Here is an 18,843-nt window from a genome sequence, read left to right on the forward strand (position 1 = left end):
ACCTCCCCCATGAGTGCAACCCAGGCAGCGCCGGCGCGAGACCGGCTGCGTATCGCCATCCAGAAGAGTGGCCGGCTGGCCGAGCCCGCCCGCAACCTGCTCAGCGCCTGTGGCCTGAGCTGGCGCGAAAGCCGTGACAAGTTGTTCTGCTACGGTGAATCGCTGCCGGTAGACCTCCTGCTGGTGCGCGACGACGACATCCCCGGCCTGATCGCTGACGGCGTCTGCGACCTCGGCATCGTCGGCCGCAATGAACTGGACGAGCAGGCCGCGGCACGCCGCCAGATCGGCCTGCCTGACGCCTATCAGGCGCTGCGCGGGCTGGGCTTCGGCCAGTGCCGGCTGATGCTGGCGGTGCCGGAGGAATGGCAGTGGCAGGGTCCGGCGCAGCTGGCCGGTACCCGCATCGCCACCAGCTACCCGGCCATCCTCACGCAGTGGCTGGCGGAGCAGGGCGTGGACGCGCAGGTGGTCGAATTGTCCGGTTCGGTGGAAATCGCCCCGCGCCTGGGCACTGCCGACCTGATCTGTGATCTGGTCTCGAGCGGTGCCACGCTGCGCGCCAACCAGTTGACCCCGGTACACAACCTGCTCGACAGCGAGGCGGTGCTGGCCGGTGCAGTACGAGTGCCGGATGATGCACGCGCTTCGCTGCGCGCGATGCTGCTGCGCCGACTCGATGGCGTGGTGCAGCGCCAGGACCGCAAGCTGCTGATGTTCCGCGCCAGCGAGGACCGCGTCGACGCGCTGGCGCAGTTGCTGGCCGATGCCGAGCCGCTGGTGCGGTTGCCGGCCGATGGCGGTGCGCTGCGCCTGCAGACCATGTGCCCTGGCCCGCTGAGCTGGCAGCGCATGGAGGAACTCGAGCGCGCGGGTGCGCAGGGCCTGATGGTACTGAGCGTGGAGCGGTCGCTGGCATGAACCGTCTGATCTGGTCCCGACTTGATGAGGCCGCGCGCAGCGCGGCATTGACCCGCCCGGTGCAGACCGTGGCGCAGCAGACCCGCGACGCGGTGGCGACGCTGATTGCACAGGTGCGCGCGCAGGGCGACGACGCGCTGCGTGCGATCACCGCACGCTTCGATGGTGTCGAACTGTCGTCCTTTGAAGTGAGCGAAGCCGAGTTCGCGGCGGCCGAAGCCGCTGTCCCCGCCGAACTGCGCCAGGCCATGGTGGACGCGGCCGAGCGCATCGCCCGCTTCCACGCCGCCGGCATGGGCAAGGGATACGCAGTTGAAACCGCACCAGGCGTGGTCTGCGAACGCATGCTGCGTCCGATCGGGCGGGTGGGCCTGTACGTGCCGGCCGGCAGCGCGCCGCTGCCGTCTACCGCGCTGATGCTGGGCGTTCCGGCACAGCTGGCCGGCTGCCCGCAGGTGGTGCTGTGCACGCCGCCGCGAGCCGATGGCAGCGCAGACCCGGCCGTACTGGTGGCGGCGCGGCTGACCGGCGTGCAGCGCGTGTTCAAGCTGGGCGGCGCGCAGGCGATCGCCGCGATGGCCCATGGCACCGCAAGCATTCCCGCCTGCGACAAGCTGTTCGGGCCGGGCAACAGCTTCGTGACCGAAGCGAAGCAGCAGGTCGCACAGGAGGGCGCCGCCGCCATCGACATGCCGGCCGGTCCTTCGGAGGTGCTGGTGATTGCCGATGCCGGTGCCAATCCGGCGTTCGTGGCCGCCGACCTGCTGTCGCAGGCCGAACACGGCCCGGATTCGCAGGTGCTGCTGCTGACCGACGATGCCGGGATGCTGGCGGCGGTCGAGGCTGAGGTCGAGCGCCAGGTGGCCCTGCTGCCGCGCGAGCAGATTGCGCGCCAGGCGCTGTCAGCGTCGCGCCTGATCCAGGTTGATTCGTTGGACGAGGCCTTCGCGATCAGCAACCGCTATGCGCCGGAGCACCTGATCCTGGCGCTGCGTGATCCGCGTGCGTGGCTGGACAAGGTGCAGGCGGCCGGCTCGGTGTTCCTGGGTGATTACACCCCCGAAGCACTGGGTGACTACTGCAGCGGCACCAACCACGTACTGCCCACCGCCGGTGCCGCACGTGCCTACAGCGGCGTGAGTGTTGCCAGCTTCCAGAACCTGATCAGCGTGCAGAGCGCCAGTGCCGCCGGCCTGGCCGCGATCGGCGGCTGCGCGCGCATCATCGCCAGCGCCGAAGGCCTGGATGCCCACGAGCGTGCGGTGGCATTGCGCATGGAGGTGGCGGCATGAGCGCGGCTATCGAGGATGTGCTGGCGCTGGTACGCCCGGATCTGCAGGCGTTCGCCGGCTACAGCTCGGCACGCAGTGCGGCGGTGCAGGGCGAGGTCTGGTTGAACGCCAACGAGTCGGCCTGGGCCAATCCGGCCGATGCGGCTGGCAGCAGCCGGCGCTATCCGGAGCCGCAACCGTTGGCGTTGCGCGAAGGCTTGGCGGCGCTGTACGGCGTGACGCCGCAGCAGCTGCTGGTCGGCCGCGGCAGCGACGAGGCCATTGATCTGCTGGTACGCGCGCTGTGCGTGCCGGGTCGCGATGGCGTGCTGGTCACGCCGCCGGTGTTCGGCATGTACGCCGTCTGCGCGCGCCTGCAGGGTGCCGCATTGATTGAAGTGCCGCTGGTGGACAGCGAGGATGGCCTGCGCGCCGATCTGGATGCGGTGATCGATGCGGCCAAGGCGCAGGGTGCCAAGCTGGTGTTCCTGTGCGCACCGTCGAACCCGGCCGGCAGTGACATCGCCTTGGAAGAGGTCGAGCGTGTGGCGGTTGCGCTGCGCGGGCAGGCGCTGGTGGTGGTGGACGAGGCCTATGTGGAGTACGCAGGGCGCGCATCGGCCACCACGCTTCTGGCCGCACACGCCAACCTGGCGGTACTGCGCACCTTGTCCAAGGCGCACGCGCTGGCTGCTGCCCGTATCGGCACCCTGATGGCCGCCCCGGAGCTGATTGCTGTGCTGCGCCGCTGCCAGGCGCCGTACCCGGTGCCGACGCCGTGCGCGGAACTGGCGGTACAGGCGCTGCAACCCGCCACGCTGGCCAGGACCGCCGAACGCGTAGCCACGGTGATTGCCGAGCGCGAACGCCTGCGCGTGGCGCTGCTGGGCCTGCCCGGCGTGCGTCGCGTCTACCGCTCATCCGGCAACTACCTGCTGGTCCGCTTCGCCGATGCCCAGGCCGCGTTCGATACGCTGCTGGCTGCGGGCGTGGTGGTGCGTGACCAGCGCGCCGCGCCGCAGCTGGGCGATGCCCTGCGCATCAGCATCGGCAGCCCCGAAGAAAACGACCGCGTGCTTGCGGCCCTGTCGGCGCGGAGGGCCGCAGCATGACCCCGATCCTGTTCATCGATCGCGACGGCACCCTCATCGAGGAGCCGGCCGATTTCCAGATCGACGCCTACGAAAAGCTGCGCTTCGTGCCGCAGGTGATCCCGGCCCTGCTAAAGCTGCGTGATGCCGGCTACCAGTTCGTGATCGTCACCAACCAGGACGGCCTGGGCAGCGACAGCTACCCACGCGCCAGCTTCGATGGCCCCAACGACCTGATGCTGCAGATCTTCGAGAGCCAGGGCATCACCTTCCGTGACGTGCTGATCGACTGCAGCTGGCCGCAGGACAATGCGCCGACCCGCAAGCCGGGCATCGGCCTGATGACTGGCTACCTGCAGGACCGCAGCATCGACTGGGCACGCTCGGCCATGGTTGGCGACCGCATCACCGACCTGCAGTTCGCCGACAACCTCAACATCCGGGGCTTCCAGTTGCGTACCGAACAGTTCGGTGGCGAATGGGACTGGCCGGGCATCGCGCACGCGCTGGCCGACGCGCCGCGCACCGCCGTGGTCCAGCGCAACACCAAAGAAACGAAGATCCGCGTTGAGCTGGACCTGGATCGCGCCGGTGATGCGCGCATCGCCACCGGCCTGCCGTTCTTCGACCACATGCTCGAACAGATCGGCAAGCACGGCGGCTTCGCCCTCGATATCCAGGCCGAGGGTGACCTGCACATCGATGAGCACCACACCATCGAGGACACCGGGCTGGCCCTGGGCCAGGCCCTGCGCGAGGCGCTGGGCGACAAGCGCGGCATCGGCCGCTACGGCTTCACCCTGCCGATGGACGAGACCCTGGCCAGCGCCGCGCTGGACTTCAGCGGCCGCCCGTACTTCGTGTTCGAGGGCGAGTTCAAGCGCGAGCGGGTGGGCGACATGCCGACTGAGCTGGTGCCGCACTTCTTCCGTTCGCTGTGCGATGCCAGTGGCCTGAACCTCAACCTGCAGGTACGCGGCGACAACGATCACCACAAGGTGGAGGCCTGCTTCAAGGCACTGGCGCGCGCACTGCGCCCGGCGCTGGCCCGGCAGGGCACGGCACTGCCGAGCACCAAGGGGGCATTGTGAGCGACGTCGCGCTGATCGATGCCGGTGGTGCCAACCTGGGCTCGGTGCGCTACGCACTGGAGCGCCTGGGCGCGACGGTGCGGCTGGTGCGCGACGCGGACGGCCTGGTGGGGGCGCGGCGGGTGATCCTGCCCGGCGTCGGCGCCGCCAGTCCCGGCATGCAGCGATTGCACGCGCAGGGCCTGGTGGAGCCGTTGCAGCGGCTGGAGGTGCCGCTGATGGGCATCTGTCTTGGCATGCAGTTGCTGTTCGAACGCTCCGAGGAAGCGGGCGTAGAGACACTGGGACTGATTCCGGGCGTGGTGCGCAAGCTGGTGCCGGCCTGTGGCATCCGCGTGCCGCACATGGGCTGGAACCGCCTGCTGCCGCTACGTGAGTCGCTGCTGTTGCAGGGTGTGCCGGAACGCGCCAGCGCCTACTTCGTACACAGCTATGCGGCACCCTTGAATACCCACACCGTCGCTGCCTGCGACCACGGCGGGCTGTTCACCGCCGTGGTGGAGCAGGGGCGTTACTACGGCGCGCAGTTCCATCCCGAACGTTCCGGCGAAACCGGCTCGCTGATGCTGCGCAATTTCCTCGAGGGCACTGCTGCATGAGTTTCATCGTCTACCCCGCGCTGGATATCCGCGATGGCCGCGTGGTGCGGCTGCGCCAGGGCGACTACGCGCAGGAAACCTCCTACGGCGACGATCCGCTGCCGCGCGCGCAGGCCTTCGCCGCGCAGGGCGCGCAGTGGATGCATCTGGTCGACCTGGATGCTGCACGCGCTGGTGGCTATACGCTGGCGCCGCTGCTGGCGGCGATCCGCGCGCACGCGCCGCTGCAGGTGCAGACCGGTGGTGGCGTGCGTGGCCGCGACGATGTGGCGCGCATCCTTGATGCTGGTGCCGGCCGCGTGGTGGTCGGTTCGCTGGCGGTGCGTCGTCCCGATGAAGTGGTCGGCTGGCTGGAGGAATTCGGCGCCGAGCGCATCACGATTGCGCTGGACGCGCGCCAGGACGCACAGGGGCAGTGGCAGCTGCCGGTGCACGGCTGGACCGAGAACGCCGGGGTGACCCTGGATGACCTGGCCCAGCGCTACGCGCGCGCCGGTATGCGCCATCTCTTGTGCACCGACATCGCCCGCGACGGCATGCTGGCCGGGCCCAATATCGGCCTCTACCAGCACCTGTCGGCCTTGCTGCCGGGGGTGGCGGTGCAGGCGTCCGGCGGCATCCGTGACGTGGCCGATGTGGCCAAGGCGCGTGCCGCCGGCTGCGGTGGTGCGATTCTCGGCAAGGCCCTGCTGGAGCAGCGCATGGACCTGGCGGAGGCGCTGGCATGTTGAGCCGCCGCATCATTCCCTGCCTCGACGTGCGCGATGGCCGCGTGGTCAAGGGCGTGCGCTTCCGCGACCACGTCGACATGGGCGACATCGCTGAGTTGGCGCAGCGCTATCGCGACCAAGGGGCGGACGAGCTGGTGTTCTATGACATCGGCGCCAGCCCCGAGGCGCGTTCGGTCGACGTTGCCTGGATCGAGCGCATCGCGCGGCTGATCGACATTCCGTTCTGCGTGGCCGGGGGCATCGACAGCGTGGAAACCGCGCGTCGCGTGTTGTTCGCCGGTGCCGACAAGGTGTCGATCAACTCCCCCGCGCTGGGCCGCCCGGAACTGATCACTGAACTGGCCGACGAGTTCGGCGTGCAATGCGTGGTGGTCGGTGTCGATTCGGTGCGCGAAGCGGATGGCCAATGGCGGGTGCGCCGCTTCAGCGGAGACCCGGACAAGACCCAGGCGGTGCCACTGCGCACCCTTGACTGGATTGTCGAGGCGCAACGTCGGGGCGCCGGTGAGATCGTGCTGAACTGCATGGACAGCGATGGCGTGCGCCGCGGCTACGATGTCGCACAGTTGCAGCAGGCGCGGGCACTGTGCCAGGTGCCACTGATCGCCTCCGGTGGCGCCGGTGCGATGGAGCACTTCGCCGAAGCCTTTGACCAGGCCGACGTCGATGGTGCGCTGGCGGCGAGCGTGTTCCACAGCCGCGCCATCGCCATTCCGGAATTGAAGCGCTACCTGCGCGGACAGCAGATCGAGGTGCGGGATGTCTATTGAAGTCAGGCCTTCGTTGGACGCATTGCAGGCACTGGACTGGGGCAAGGGTGACGGCCTGCTGCCGGCCGTGGTGCAGGATGCCGATACGCTGCAGGTGCTGATGCTGGGCTATGTCAGCGCAGGATCGCTGGCGGCCACGCTGGCCGTCGGCCACATGACGTTCTTCAGCCGCAGCAAGCAGCGGTTGTGGACCAAGGGCGAGCAGTCCGGCAACGTGCTGGTGGTGCAATCGATCAGCGTCGACTGTGACGCCGACACGCTGCTGGTGATGGCACGGCCGGCCGGGCCGACCTGCCACACGGGTGCGGAGAGCTGTTTCGACCAGGCGCCGAAGGACTTCCTGGGCGGGCTGGGCCAGTTGGTCGCGATGCGTGAGGCGCAGCGCCCACCGGGCAGCTATACGACCCGCCTGTTCGAGGGCGGCATCCGCCGCATCGCACAGAAGGTGGGTGAGGAGGGGGTGGAGACCGCGCTGGCGGCGGTTGCGCAGGATGACGAGGCGCTGCTCGGTGAGGCTTCGGACCTGCTGTACCACCTGCTGGTACTGCTGCGCGCGCGCGGTCTGTCGCTGGACGATGCGCGGGCGGTGCTGGAAAAACGCCATCGTTGAAGCGTGGTAGTGCCGGCCGCTGGCCGGCAACCTCATCATCTTCGGGCATCGAGGGGCTGCCGGCCAGCGGCCGGCACTACCCGCTGGAAATGCAGGCGGGCATCGCTCGGCTCTACAATACCGCGTCTCTTTCTGCTGGATCTCTCCCATGAAACTGCCTGCCGCCTGGCTGTGCTGCCTGTTGCTGACCTCGCCGGCCTGGGCTGCGGACACCGTGGTCACCGGCAAGGTCTATCTGGAGCGTGACGGCAAGCCGGGCCGCGGTGCGACCGATCCGGGCCTGGCCGGGGTGCAGGTCTCCAACGGCGAGGCCATCGTCAAGACCGCCGCCGACGGCAGCTACAGCCTGCCGGTGCGCGACGGCCAGACCGTGTTCGTGATCAAGCCCGATGCGTATTCGTTCCCGAAGGCGGCAGACGGCCTGCCTTCGTTCTGGCGCCACTTCCGCCCGAACGGCTCGCCGGCGCTGAAGTACGGCGGCATCGCCGCCACCAGCGATGTCACCCGCAACTGGGATTTCGCGCTGCAGCCGGATCGCCATGACAGCCGTCGCGGCTTCCAGATGCTGGTCTTCACCGACTCCCAGACCGCCAGCCTGAAGGACATCGGCTACTACCAGCAGTCGATCGTGTCGCCGCTGGTCGGCCAGACCAAGGCGCGCATGGGCACCACCTTGGGTGACATCGTCAACGATGACCTGACCCTGTATCCGGCAATCAACAAGGTCACTACGTCGCTGGGCGTGCCGTGGTTCCATGTGCCGGGCAATCACGATCTCGATTTCGATGCCGCCAGCGATGAGCATTCGCTGGACAGCTGGCGCAATATCTACGGCCCGGATACCTACGCGGTGGAAGAGGGCGGTGCCAGTTTCGTGTTCCTCGATGACGTGGTGTATGACCCCAACGCAAGGCCGAAGTATGTCGGTGGCCTGCGCGAAGACCAGTTCGCTTTCCTTGCCAGCTACCTGAAGGGCCTGCACAAGGACCGCCTGCTGGTGCTGGGCATGCACATCCCGCTGTTCGACGCCGCGCCGGGGCGCGAGACCTTCCGTCATGCTGACCGCCAGCGCCTGTTCGACCTGCTGAAGGACTTCCGCAACGTGCTGGTGCTCAGTGGCCACAGCCACACCCAGCAGCACGTCTACCACGGCAAGGCCGACGGCTGGAACGGTGACAAGCCGCTGCACGAATACAACGTCGGTGCCAACTGCGGTGCGTTCTGGTCGGGGGTGAAGGATGCCGCCGGCGTGCCGGACAGCACCATGAGTGATGGCACGCCAAAGGGCTACGCGTTGCTGGACGTCGCCGCCAATGGCAGCTACAGACTGCAGTACCGCGTGGCCGGCAAGCCGGCCAGCGAGCAGATCGGCCTGCATGCACCAAAGGTGCTGCGCCAGGGGGCCTATCCGGCGTGGGGTGTGTACGCCAACGTCTACATGGGCGAGGACGCCAGCGTGGTCGAGTACCGCGTTGATGGCGGCGCATGGCAGCCGATGAAGCAGGTCAGCCAGCCCGACCCGCGCCTGATGGTAGAGAACGTGGCCGACGATCTGGCTGACAGCCTGCGTGGCTACGACCGCTCGCCGGAGGCCACCGCTTCGCCGCACCTGTGGCGTGGGGCGTTGCCGACCGACCTGGCCGTGGGCAGCCACAAGGTAGAGGTACGCTCCACCCAGCCCGATGGCGTGGTGTTCACCGCCACCACCCGCTACAGCCTGCAGACTGCCCAGCCCTGACACGCCGCAAGGCCTCTCCAGCGAAAGGACCCCGCATGGATATCCGCTTCATGGCCGGCACCACGCCGGTGACCCTCAGCCGCCACTGGTTCACCGGCGCGATGCTGCTGCAGAGCGCCACCGAGAAGGTCTGGGTGCAGCATCCGCTGCATCCGGGCACCCACTTCTCGTTCTCACTGGTACAGTCGTGGCTGCGCCACATCGCCGGCCATGAGGTGCTGGTCGAGCGCACCCGGCCGCTGTTGTTCGCCGGCTTCCGCCCGCAGCGCCTGCGCGTGCTGGTGGATGGCGTGCAGGTGGCCGAACAGGAAGGCATGTAGGCCAACCTGAACCGCCGGCGCGCTAGGCAAAGCCGCTCCGATGCCTGAGAATCGGGGCGATTCAATCGATCCAAGCAGGCCAGCGTGACCATCGCAGCAGCGTCCCCGGTTTCCACCGACTCCGCCCGCGGCGGTCTTCCGCGCAGTCTCGTTGTCGCCGATGTCGGCGGCACTTTCGCCCGTTTGGCGCTGGCTGAAACGCAACCCGGCCAGGCACCACTGCTGGGCAGCCATCGCACCTACGCCTGCGCCGAGCATCCCAGCCTGGCCGCGATCCTTGCTGATTTCACCGCAGGCCTCGGCCAGCCGGTACAGGCCGCCGTGGTCGCCATCGCCGGCCTGCTCGATGGCGATGTGCTGATCAATTCCAACCTGCCGTGGACGGTCTCGCTGTCGGCCACGCGGGTGCAGTCCGGGCTGCATGAGCTGCAGCTGATCAATGATTTTGAAGCGGTGGCGTTGGCCATTCCCTACCTGCAGCCTGACACCCTGGTGCCGCTCAATGGCGATGCTGACCCGGCGCAGGCGTTCCCGGCGCTGGTGCTGGGCGCCGGTACCGGTCTGGGTGCAGCATTGCGCTTTGCCGACGGCGAGCGTCCGGTGCTGGCCAGCGAGATCGGCCATGCCGCGCTCGGCGCCGGCAACGCGCTGGAACTGCAGGTGCTGGACAAGCTGCTGCAGCGCTGGCCGCACGTGGACAACGAGCGCGTGCTGTCCGGCAGTGGCCTGATGAACCTGTATCCGTGCCTGTGCGAATTGCGCGGCGTCACTCCGGTGTGGAGCAGTACCGAGGCACTGATCGGTGCCGCGCGCAGCGGTGAGGATGCGCTGGCCGTGGAAACGCTGCAGGTGTTCTGTGCCTGGCTGGGCAGCCTGGTAGGCGACGCAGCGATCGCGGTGGGTGCGCGTTCGGTGTACCTGGCCGGGGGCATTTCCGCGCATGTGCAGGATTTCCTGGCCGATGGTCGCTTCCGTGAGCGCTTCCTCAACAAGGGCGTGCTGACCGAGGTGCTGCGCCAGGTGCCGGTATGGCGCGTGGAGCATGGCCAGCTGGGCGTTCTCGGCGCAGCGGTCTGGTACGCCGCACGGCAGCCCACGCACGACTGATCGGCGTGGCCGGCATCGGGCCGGCCGTGTATTGCAGACTGGGAGGGGAAGATGGTGGATCGCAGGCAGTTCCTGCAGGCCGGCGCACTGGCCGCAGGCATGGTGGCCTTGCCGGGCGTGCAGGCGCGCACGCAGGGTGGGGCCAGGGTGGTCTCGACCTGGGACTTCGGCGTGCCGGCCAACCAGGCCGCGTGGAAGGTGCTGGCGCAGGGGGGCAGCGCACTGGATGCAGTTGAAGCCGGTGCACGCTGGGCCGAGAGCGAGTTGTGCAACCCCACCGTCGGCCATTGCGGCAACCCGGATCGCGACGGCGTGCTGAGCCTGGACGCCAGCATCATGGATGGCGATGGCCGTTGTGGTGCGGTGGCCGCGCTGGTCGACATCCTGCATCCGGTGTCGGTGGCCCGCAAAGTGATGGAAAACAGCCCGCACGTGCTGCTGGTGGGCGAGGGCGCGCAGCAGTTCGCGGTGCAGCAGGGCTTTGAACGCAGGCACCTGCTGACGCCGCAGGCCGAAGCGGCCTGGCGCGAGTGGCTGAAGACCGAGAAGTACCAGCCGCAGATCAATGCCGAGCGCCGTGGTATTCCCGGCAACAGCGACAACCACGACACCATCGGCATGCTGGCGCTGGATGCCAAGGGTCATCTTGCAGGTGCCTGCACCACCAGCGGCATGGCCTGGAAGCTGCACGGCCGGGTCGGCGACAGCCCGCTCATCGGCGCCGGCCTGTATGTCGACAACGAAGTGGGCGCGGCCACTGCTTCGGGCGTGGGTGAGGAGATGATCCGCAACGCCGCCTCGTTCCTGGTGGTCGAGCTGATGCGCCAAGGGCGCTCGCCCGCGCAGGCCTGCCGCGAAGCCATCGACCGCGTGGTGCGCAAGCGCCCCGAAGCGAGCAGAACATTGCAGGTGTGCTTCCTGGCCATGAACAAGCAGGGCGAGGTGGGTGCCTACGCGTTGCACCGCGGCTTCGTCTACGCCGTGTGCGATGGACAGCGCCAGGACGACCTGCGCGACTCGCCGTCGATCTACATGAGCACTCAGGCGTGAGCACGCGGCTGACCCTGGAGATCGCCAGCAACTCGCTGGCCTCGGCGCTGGCCGCGCAGGCCGGCGGTGCCGACCGCATCGAACTGTTCGAGAACCTGGCCGAGGGTGGCACCACGCCGTCGTTTGCCACCATCGCGATCGCCCGCGAACGCCTGTCGATTCCGCTGTTCGTGCTGGTGCGCCCGCGCCCGGGTGATTTCCACTACGACGCATTGGAAACCGAACTGATGCTGCGTGACATCGCGCAGTGCCGCGCGCTGGGCTGCGATGGCGTGGTGATCGGTGCGCTGGATGTGCAGGGCGGTATCGACCTGGCGTTGTGCCGTGAACTGGTGCAGGCCGCCGGGCCGCTGCAGGTGACTTTCCATCGTGCCTTCGACGCGGCCCGCGATCTGCCGGCGGCGCTGGAGCAGGTGATCGGACTGGGTTGTCAGCGCGTGCTGACCTCGGGCGGCCAGGTCAGCGCCGAGGCCGGCGCCGATGTGCTGGCGGGTCTGGTCACCCAGGCGGCGGGACGTATCACGGTGATGGCCGGCGCCGGGCTGGGCCCGGCCAACATCGCCGCCGTTGCGCGACGGACCAGCTGCACCGAACTGCACGCCTCGGCCAAGGGCCTGCGCCGCTCGGCGATGCAGTTCCAGAACCCGGCTTTGCGCGGCCTGGACCCGGACTGGAGCCAGACCGCCACCGCGACCGTGGCCGCGCTGCGGCAGGCGCTGGACGGCGCAAGGTAGCCCGCTTCTGCTGTAGAGCCGAGCCAACGCTCGGCTGCGCTTTGCGGCAAACGACATCAGCCGTGCACGGGCTCGGCTCTACAGTCGCACGCGACGACGCGGACAAAACCGTTCCGCGCGCGGTTGTCGCGATCGTGTCATTGACGTGTGCGCTGTTCTCTCAGCGATGTTTCGCAACCCTTTGATTGTTCTTGATACCTGCGGCTGATAGCGGCATTGCCTAGGGTGTTGCTGCATCGCCGCATGCCCGGCGTGGTTCAGCTGTGCTTTAGTTTGGATCGATCCACAGGGGAGGTGCCATATCGGTCGTGAACCGATCCAGGCGCCTGGATCCGTCGTAGTGCCGCGCCACCGTCCGCCCGTGCGTCCACATCTTCGAAGAGCAACCACCCATGGCTCAGATCGTCCACAAGCGTCGTCACCTGCTGTCCCAGGCACTGGTCCTGGCCCTGTTGCCCCTGGCCGCGGGTGCACAGGAAGCGGCCAGTTCGTCCACCAAGGACTTGGATGCGGTCACCGTTACCGGTTCGCGCATCAAGCGCGCCGCGGTCGAAGGCCCGGCCCCGGTCAACGTGATTACCGCGCAGCAGATCCAGAAAGAGGGCTTCGTCAGCGTGTATGACGCGCTGAAGACGCTCACCGAAGCGACCGGCACCGTTGAAGCCGCCTCGCAATGGGGCTCGCACACGCCCAACGCCAGTGGCCTGAACCTGCGCGGCATGGGCCCGAACCGCTCGCTGCTGTTGGTCAACGGCCGTCGCGTGGCCGATTACCCGCTGCCGTATGGCGGTGAAACCAACTTCTCCAACTACGGCAACATTCCCGCTGCCGCGGTCGAGCGCATCGAAGTACTGACCGGCGGCGCCTCGGCGATCTACGGTTCGGATGCGATCGCCGGCGTGGTCAACGTCATCCTCAAGACCAGCTACGACGGCGACGAAGTGCGCGTGCGTGGCGGTACCTCCACAGAAGGTGGGCGAGATACCTGGGACCTGTCCTGGGCCGGCGGCAAGACCGGCGACAACTGGAGCGTGACCTACGCGCTGCAGTACACCAAGCGCGATCCGCTGTTCGGCCGCGACCGCCCGCAGATGGACGATGCCGATGATGCGCCGTATGCGTCCTGGAACATGGAGCAGCGCAAGGTCGGCTTCCGCCCGACCTCGGGCCTGGCGTTGATCGATCCGACGACGGGCCAGCGCCTGGCGCCACCCGCCGGCACCTGCGAGAAGTTCGACGGTGAGTACTACACGGCCGATCGACTGGTCTACAACTACGCCGCCAACCGCATCACCAACACCGGCCGCCTGTGCGGCATGAGCGCCGACTACGCCAACTGGCTGCTGACCGGTGGTGCCGAGAACGTGTCCGGCAACCTGTATGCCACCTTCGATTTCAGCAGCGACCTGCAGGCCTGGACCAACCTGGCGGTGTACCGCTCCGAAGCGATCTGGGGCACCAACCCGCCCAGCGTCTCGCTGATCGACGACGACAACGGCTATTACTGGGATGCCAACCGCAACCGCCCGATCCTGGGCGTGCGCCAGTTCACCCCGAACGAAGTCGGCGGCCTGGACACCCTGCGCAACACCAACCGCGAGCTGTCATGGGACTGGAGCGCGGGCCTGCGTGGCCGCCTTGCCGACCGCTTCGACTGGAGCGCCACGGTGGGGCGTTCCTACTATCGCGTGGAAGAACGGCAGAACGTGGTGGACGAGCAGAAGTCGTACGACTTCTTCCTCGGCCCGCGCCTGGGTACCACCGCCGATGGCGAGGCGATCTACGCGTTGAACGAATCGCGCTGGTGGAATCCGCTCACGCCGGACCAGTACTGGCAGATGGGCACGGTCGCCAGGAACCGCGCGTCATCGTGGGTCAACCAGGCCTCGGCGGACATCACCGGCGAGCTGTTTCAGGGCTGGGCCGGCCCGATCTCGTTCGCCGCCGTGGCCGAAGTCGCGCAGCAGGGCTATCACCTCAGCCCGGACCCGCGCGCCGGCATCGACTTCGATCTGCAGAACGTCGATCGCGGTGGCGGCGAGCGCACCCGTTACTCGGCCGGCGTCGAGTTCAAGATCCCGCTGCTGGAGAGCGTGACGGCCACCGCCGCCGCCCGCTACGACCGCTATGGCAACTACAAGGCCGATGACAGCAGTGAAGCGCTGGATATCGGCAGCCAGAAGGAGACCACCTGGAACGTCGGCCTGGAATGGCGCCCGGTCGAATCGCTGCTGGTGCGTGGCTCGTATGCCACCAGTTTCCACGCGCCGGACATGCACTACCTGCTGGGCCAGCCGAGCAGTTCCGAAGTGCAGACCTATGACCGCCTGCGCTGCATCCAGAGCGGTGCCTACCTGGTCAACAACTGTGGCGTGGGCAACACCGATATCTGGTACACCTTCGACGTGAACCGGCGTGGCACGCCGCTGCTGCGTTCGGAAACCGGCGATTCGTGGACGGTCGGCTTCGTCTGGGACGTGATGCCGAACCTGTCGTTCAGCGCCGACTACTGGGCGATCAAGCTGGAAGACATGATCGTCGACGTCGGCGCCGACGAGGTGCTGGCCAGCGAGGCCGGCTGCCTGACCGGCAAGAACATCGATGGCACGCCGTGGGCCAATCCGGCCGGTGGCGACTATTGCGCCGGCATCCTGGCCCGCGTGAACCGCGACAGCAGCGGCCGCCTGGTATCGATCGAGCGCGGCCCGTTCAACCTGGCCAGCCGGGAAGTGCGCGGCATCGACCTGACTGCACGCTATCGCCTGGAAACCGCGCAGTGGGGCAGCTTCCAGCTGGGCCTGAACTACACCAACCAGATCTCGACCAAGGAACAGCGCTACGCCAACGACCCGAACCCGGAACGGCGCGACCGGGACCTGCGCAGCAAGCTGCGCGCGAGCCTGGCCTGGCAGCGCGGCAACTGGAACGCCAACGTCTATGCCGACCGCGTGGGCTCGGTGCCGGGCGTGCGCTATCACTGGGGCACCGACCGCCTGGACAATCCCGGCGGCTGCCTGCCGTTCGCCGACGGCTACGTGCCCAGTGACAGCCCGTCGCTGAACTGCCTGGAACCGGCACAGCTGCCGGATGGCTCGGTGAACCCGAACCCCAACGCGGGCCAGCAGACCTCGCGCTACTTCGGCCGGGTCGGCCCGTTCATCACCTGGAACGTCAACATGGGTTACCAGGTGACCGAGCACGCCAAGGTCAATGTCTACGTCAACAACGTGTTCAATTCGGCCAGCTGGAACCACAAGGACCCGTACAAGCTGGACTATGACTTCGCGCCGACCCGGTTGCTGAGCGCGGTCGGCCGCGAGTTCGCATTGGAGTATGTGTTCACCTTCTGAGGAGACCGACCTCCGCCGCTCGATCCACGCCATGCGTGGATGCGGAAACGGGACGCCGGGGGCGGCGCTCCCTTCAGGCATGCGGACAGGCTGGATTTGACCTTCCCACGATGGCAAGGTTTAGCCTGTCCGCATCCAGAAGGAAACCCGGGAATCCGATCATGAGCACGCCGCGCGCCGCTGCCGCCCCCGCCAGCCCCTCCACCATCAGCCTGCCCATCGAGGGCATGACCTGCGCCAGCTGCGTGGGCCGGGTCGAGGCAGCACTGTCCAAGGTCGAGGGCGTGGGCAGTGTCTCGGTGAACCTGGCCACCGAGCGGGCGGACATTCGTCCGTCGGGCCCGGTTGATCGCGCGGCGCTTGTCCAGGCGGTGGAGCGGGTGGGCTATGACGTGCCCGCGGCGACCACCGAACTGGCGGTCGAAGGCATGACCTGCGCTTCCTGCGTGGGCCGTGTCGAACGCGCGCTGTTGGCCGTGCCCGGCGTCAGCCAGGCCAGCGTCAACCTGGCCACCGAGCGCGCCACGGTGCGTGGTATGGCGGACGTGGCTGCGCTGGTCGCCGCGATCGACAAGGCCGGCTATGACGCACGTGTGATCGAGGCGGGTGTGCAGTCCGATGATCAGGCTGCGGAAAAGAAGGATGCCGAGCGCGCCGGACTGAAGCGCGACCTGATCGTGGCCACCGCGCTGGCACTGCCGGTGTTCGTACTGGAAATGGGCTCGCACCTGATCCCCGGCATGCACGCATGGGTGATGTCCACCCTCAGCATGCAGGCCAGCTGGTACCTGCAGTTCGCACTGACGCTCCTGGTCCTGGCCATCCCCGGGCGCCGCTTCTACCAGAAGGGCTTCCCGGCGCTGCTGCGGTTGGCGCCGGACATGAATTCACTGGTGGCGGTGGGCACCGCCGCGGCGTTCGGCTATTCGGTGGTAGCGACCTTTGCACCGCGGCTGCTGCCGCCGGGCACGGTGAACGTCTACTACGAAGCGGCGGCGGTGATCGTCGCGCTGATCCTGCTCGGCCGCTTCCTGGAGGCCCGGGCCAAGGGCCGCACCTCCGAAGCGATCAAGCGCCTGGTCAACCTGCAGGCCAAGGTGGCCCATGTGGTCCGTGACGGCCGCGCGGTCGACATCCCGATCAATGAAGTGCAGAGCGGCGACCTGGTGGAAGTGCGCCCGGGCGAGCGCGTGCCGGTGGATGGCGAGGTGGTTGACGGCCGCAGCTACATCGATGAATCGATGATCAGCGGCGAGCCGATTCCGGTCGAGAAGCTGCCGGGCAGCAGCGTGGTGGGTGGCACGGTCAACCAGAAGGGCGCACTGACGGTGCGGGCCACGGCCGTGGGCGCGCAGACCCTGCTGGCGCAGATCATCCGCATGGTCGAACAGGCGCAGGGCTCGAAGCTGCCGATCCAGGCGGTGGTCGACAAGGTCACGTTGTGGTTTGTGCCGGCGGTGATGCTGGCCGCGCTGGCGACCTTCGCGGTCTGGTTGATCTTCGGACCATCGCCGGCACTGAGCTTCGCGCTGGTCAATGCGGTGGCGGTACTGATCATTGCCTGCCCGTGCGCGATGGGCCTGGCCACGCCGACCTCGATCATGGTCGGAACCGGTCGTGGCGCCGAAATGGGCGTGCTGTTCCGCAAGGGCGAGGCCCTGCAGCTGCTGAAGGACGCGCAGGTGGTGGCGGTGGACAAGACCGGCACGCTGACCGAAGGCCGCCCGCGCCTGACCGATCTGGAGATTGCTGCCGGCTTCGATCGCAACAGGGTTCTGGCGGCAGTGGCCGCGGTGGAGTCGCGCTCGGAGCATCCCATCGCCCGCGCGATTGTTGATGCCGCGACCGGGCAGGGCATCGCGTTGCCGGGCATGGTCGACTTCGAATCGGTCACCGGCATGGGTGTGCGGGCCAGTGTCGAGGGTGCACGCGTGGAGGTCGGTGCCGATCGCTTCATGCGCGACCTGGGCGTGGACATCACTGCATTCGCAGCATTGGCGGCGGAACTCGGCACGCAGGGCAAGTCACCGATGTACGTGGCCATCGATGGACGCCTGGCCGCGATCATTGCGGTATCCGATCCGATCAAGCCGAGCACCCCCGCAGCGATCGCGGCGCTGCATCGGTTGGGCCTGAAGGTGGCGATGATCACCGGCGACAACGCCGGGACCGCACAGGCGATCGCGCGCCAGCTCGGCATCGATGAAGTGGTGGCCGAGGTGCTGCCGGAAGGCAAGGTCGAGGCAGTGCGTCGGCTGAAGGCCACGCATGGGCGCGTCGCCTTCGTCGGCGACGGCATCAACGATGCCCCTGCGTTGGCTGAAGCCGATGTCGGCCTGGCCATTGGTACCGGCACCGATATCGCGGTGGAGTCGGCCGACGTGGTGCTGATGTCGGGTAACCTGCAGGGCGTGCCCAATGCCATTGCGCTGTCGAAGGCGACGCTGGGCAACATCCGGCAGAACCTGTTCTGGGCCTTCGCCTACAACACCGCGTTGATTCCGGTGGCCGCCGGGGTGCTGTACCCGGCCTGGGGCGTGCTGCTGTCGCCGGTGTTCGCGGCCGGTGCGATGGCGCTGTCCAGTGTGTTCGTGCTGGGCAACGCACTGCGCCTGCGCCGCTTCCAGCCGCCGATGGCGGATGCCGCCGTTGCGACCCACTGAAGGAGAATCGCATGAATATCGGTGACGCCGCCAAGGCCTCCAGCGTGTCGGCGAAAATGATCCGCTACTACGAACAGATCGGCCTGATTCCTGCGGCGGATAGAACGGAGTCGGGCTATCGGGCGTATTCGCAGGCCGACATCCATCGCCTGCGCTTCATCCGCCGCGCGCGCGATCTCGGCTTCCAGGTGGCCGAGATCGGCGACCTGCTGGGCCTGTGGAACGACACGTCGCGCCACAGTGCCGACGTCAAGCAGCTGGCCGAGCAGCACATCGCCGACCTGGAACGGCGCATCGAGCACATGCGGCAGATGGCCGACACGCTGAAATCGCTGATCCGCTGCTGTGCCGGCGATGAGCGCCCGGAATGCCCGATCCTGCAGCGGCTGGGTGAAGACGATGAGGCTCCGCTGCCGGTGGAAGCGGCCAAGACCGGCGCGGTGCGCCGCCGCGCACGCAAGCACTGAGTTTTCATGTTCGCATGCACTGAAAAGCCCGCCCAGTGACAGTGCACGGGGCGGGCTTCGCTGTGGCAGAGGCCAGGGGATCAGGCAGTGCGCGGCGGGAAACCCGCATCGTTCAGCGCGGCGAACACCTGCTCCTGTGATGCGGTGGTCTGCACCTTGACCAGGCCGGTCGGCGGATCGGCCACCACACTGGCGTTCGGATCGATCTGCTGGATGGCGCGGGTCACGCTGCGCGCGCAGCCGCCGCAGGTCATGCCGTCAACATGGAATTCCATCTGTAGCTCCTTCGGTGCTCGTGAGATGAAACCAGTGTGCACCTTCCAACGATGG

Annotated in this window: 17 protein-coding genes; 16 read left to right on the forward strand and 1 reads right to left on the reverse strand. The window is 67.8% G+C overall.

What is annotated here, in order from left to right:
• The first annotated feature begins 9 nt into the window (after positions 1 to 9).
• From hisG to cueR, 16 genes are all read left to right on the forward strand, one after another.
• Positions 10 to 921: an ATP phosphoribosyltransferase gene (hisG, locus tag ACUDTM_RS01740; RefSeq protein ID WP_049438529.1), complete on the forward strand. Its 912-nt coding sequence runs from the start codon at positions 10 to 12 to the stop codon at positions 919 to 921.
• Positions 918 to 2,213, forward strand: coding sequence for a histidinol dehydrogenase (gene hisD / locus ACUDTM_RS01745; protein WP_445391091.1), 1,296 nt, complete (start codon positions 918 to 920; stop codon positions 2,211 to 2,213). The genes hisG and hisD overlap by 4 nt, the downstream gene beginning before the upstream one ends.
• Positions 2,210 to 3,304, forward strand: a complete 1,095-nt coding sequence (gene hisC, locus ACUDTM_RS01750) for a histidinol-phosphate transaminase (RefSeq protein ID WP_088497317.1) — start codon at positions 2,210 to 2,212, stop codon at positions 3,302 to 3,304. Before hisD ends, hisC begins: the two co-directional genes overlap by 4 nt.
• The gene (hisB, locus tag ACUDTM_RS01755) at positions 3,301 to 4,374 is read left to right on the forward strand and encodes a bifunctional histidinol-phosphatase/imidazoleglycerol-phosphate dehydratase HisB (protein ID WP_088497318.1); all 1,074 of its coding nucleotides are present in this window, start codon (positions 3,301 to 3,303) and stop codon (positions 4,372 to 4,374) included. The genes hisC and hisB overlap by 4 nt, the downstream gene beginning before the upstream one ends.
• The gene (gene hisH, locus ACUDTM_RS01760; protein WP_072169069.1) at positions 4,371 to 4,973 is read left to right on the forward strand and encodes an imidazole glycerol phosphate synthase subunit HisH; all 603 of its coding nucleotides are present in this window, start codon (positions 4,371 to 4,373) and stop codon (positions 4,971 to 4,973) included. The genes hisB and hisH overlap by 4 nt, the downstream gene beginning before the upstream one ends.
• Positions 4,970 to 5,704, forward strand: a complete 735-nt coding sequence (gene hisA, locus ACUDTM_RS01765; RefSeq protein ID WP_445391092.1) for a 1-(5-phosphoribosyl)-5-[(5-phosphoribosylamino)methylideneamino]imidazole-4-carboxamide isomerase — start codon at positions 4,970 to 4,972, stop codon at positions 5,702 to 5,704. Before hisH ends, hisA begins: the two co-directional genes overlap by 4 nt.
• Positions 5,698 to 6,474 (forward strand): imidazole glycerol phosphate synthase subunit HisF, encoded by a 777-nt coding sequence (gene hisF / locus ACUDTM_RS01770; protein WP_445391093.1) that lies wholly within the window; start codon positions 5,698 to 5,700, stop codon positions 6,472 to 6,474. The genes hisA and hisF overlap by 7 nt, the downstream gene beginning before the upstream one ends.
• Positions 6,464 to 7,084: a bifunctional phosphoribosyl-AMP cyclohydrolase/phosphoribosyl-ATP diphosphatase HisIE gene (hisIE, locus tag ACUDTM_RS01775; protein WP_111007965.1), complete on the forward strand. Its 621-nt coding sequence runs from the start codon at positions 6,464 to 6,466 to the stop codon at positions 7,082 to 7,084. Before hisF ends, hisIE begins: the two co-directional genes overlap by 11 nt.
• Before the next feature lie 148 nt (positions 7,085 to 7,232).
• Positions 7,233 to 8,822, forward strand: a complete 1,590-nt coding sequence (locus ACUDTM_RS01780) for a calcineurin-like phosphoesterase C-terminal domain-containing protein (protein WP_088497320.1) — start codon at positions 7,233 to 7,235, stop codon at positions 8,820 to 8,822.
• 35 nt (positions 8,823 to 8,857) lie between these two features.
• Positions 8,858 to 9,142 carry a hypothetical protein gene (locus tag ACUDTM_RS01785; protein WP_005409434.1) on the forward strand — a complete coding sequence of 95 codons (285 nt, stop codon included), beginning with the start codon at positions 8,858 to 8,860 and terminating at the stop codon, positions 9,140 to 9,142.
• 84 nt (positions 9,143 to 9,226) lie between these two features.
• Positions 9,227 to 10,249 (forward strand): glucokinase, encoded by a 1,023-nt coding sequence (locus tag ACUDTM_RS01790; protein WP_088497321.1) that lies wholly within the window; start codon positions 9,227 to 9,229, stop codon positions 10,247 to 10,249.
• Positions 10,250 to 10,300: 51 nt separating this feature from the next.
• Entirely contained in the window at positions 10,301 to 11,299 is a 999-nt protein-coding gene (locus ACUDTM_RS01795) for a N(4)-(beta-N-acetylglucosaminyl)-L-asparaginase (protein ID WP_188241338.1), read from the forward strand.
• Positions 11,296 to 12,033 carry a copper homeostasis protein CutC gene (locus ACUDTM_RS01800; protein ID WP_445391094.1) on the forward strand — a complete coding sequence of 246 codons (738 nt, stop codon included), beginning with the start codon at positions 11,296 to 11,298 and terminating at the stop codon, positions 12,031 to 12,033. Before ACUDTM_RS01795 ends, ACUDTM_RS01800 begins: the two co-directional genes overlap by 4 nt.
• Positions 12,034 to 12,425: 392 nt before the next feature.
• Positions 12,426 to 15,383: a TonB-dependent receptor plug domain-containing protein gene (locus ACUDTM_RS01805; protein ID WP_188241339.1), complete on the forward strand. Its 2,958-nt coding sequence runs from the start codon at positions 12,426 to 12,428 to the stop codon at positions 15,381 to 15,383.
• A gap of 161 nt (positions 15,384 to 15,544) precedes the next feature.
• A complete protein-coding gene (locus ACUDTM_RS01810) occupies positions 15,545 to 18,046 on the forward strand; it encodes a heavy metal translocating P-type ATPase (protein ID WP_445391095.1) in 2,502 nt (833 codons plus the stop codon).
• Positions 18,047 to 18,057: 11 nt separating this feature from the next.
• Complete coding sequence (gene cueR, locus ACUDTM_RS01815) at positions 18,058 to 18,513, forward strand: Cu(I)-responsive transcriptional regulator (protein WP_188241341.1); 456 nt, start codon at positions 18,058 to 18,060, stop codon at positions 18,511 to 18,513.
• Positions 18,514 to 18,593: 80 nt separating this feature from the next.
• Here the strand turns inward: cueR and ACUDTM_RS01820 are convergent, their stop codons facing one another.
• Positions 18,594 to 18,788: a heavy-metal-associated domain-containing protein gene (locus ACUDTM_RS01820; protein ID WP_049438338.1), complete on the reverse strand. Its 195-nt coding sequence runs from the start codon at positions 18,786 to 18,788 to the stop codon at positions 18,594 to 18,596.
• Positions 18,789 to 18,843 lie beyond the last annotated feature (55 nt).

The organism is Stenotrophomonas maltophilia group sp. vghtpe118, assembly GCF_052605195.1.

What these genes read in the sequence shown, in the direction of transcription:
- ACUDTM_RS01785 (WP_005409434.1), top strand. Translation starts at nt 8,858, where the DNA reads ATGGATATCCGCTTCATGGCCGGCACCACGCCGGTGACCCTCAGCCGC.
- hisB (WP_088497318.1), top strand. Translation starts at nt 3,301, where the DNA reads ATGACCCCGATCCTGTTCATCGATCGCGACGGCACCCTCATCGAGGAG.
- hisD (WP_445391091.1), top strand. Translation starts at nt 918, where the DNA reads ATGAACCGTCTGATCTGGTCCCGACTTGATGAGGCCGCGCGCAGCGCG.
- ACUDTM_RS01805 (WP_188241339.1), top strand. Translation starts at nt 12,426, where the DNA reads ATGGCTCAGATCGTCCACAAGCGTCGTCACCTGCTGTCCCAGGCACTG.
- ACUDTM_RS01820 (WP_049438338.1), bottom strand. Translation starts at nt 18,788, where the DNA reads ATGGAATTCCATGTTGACGGCATGACCTGCGGCGGCTGCGCGCGCAGC.
- ACUDTM_RS01795 (WP_188241338.1), top strand. Translation starts at nt 10,301, where the DNA reads ATGGTGGATCGCAGGCAGTTCCTGCAGGCCGGCGCACTGGCCGCAGGC.
- hisC (WP_088497317.1), top strand. Translation starts at nt 2,210, where the DNA reads ATGAGCGCGGCTATCGAGGATGTGCTGGCGCTGGTACGCCCGGATCTG.
- ACUDTM_RS01810 (WP_445391095.1), top strand. Translation starts at nt 15,545, where the DNA reads ATGAGCACGCCGCGCGCCGCTGCCGCCCCCGCCAGCCCCTCCACCATC.
- hisIE (WP_111007965.1), top strand. Translation starts at nt 6,464, where the DNA reads ATGTCTATTGAAGTCAGGCCTTCGTTGGACGCATTGCAGGCACTGGAC.
- cueR (WP_188241341.1), top strand. Translation starts at nt 18,058, where the DNA reads ATGAATATCGGTGACGCCGCCAAGGCCTCCAGCGTGTCGGCGAAAATG.
- ACUDTM_RS01780 (WP_088497320.1), top strand. Translation starts at nt 7,233, where the DNA reads ATGAAACTGCCTGCCGCCTGGCTGTGCTGCCTGTTGCTGACCTCGCCG.
- hisA (WP_445391092.1), top strand. Translation starts at nt 4,970, where the DNA reads ATGAGTTTCATCGTCTACCCCGCGCTGGATATCCGCGATGGCCGCGTG.
- hisF (WP_445391093.1), top strand. Translation starts at nt 5,698, where the DNA reads ATGTTGAGCCGCCGCATCATTCCCTGCCTCGACGTGCGCGATGGCCGC.
- hisG (WP_049438529.1), top strand. Translation starts at nt 10, where the DNA reads ATGAGTGCAACCCAGGCAGCGCCGGCGCGAGACCGGCTGCGTATCGCC.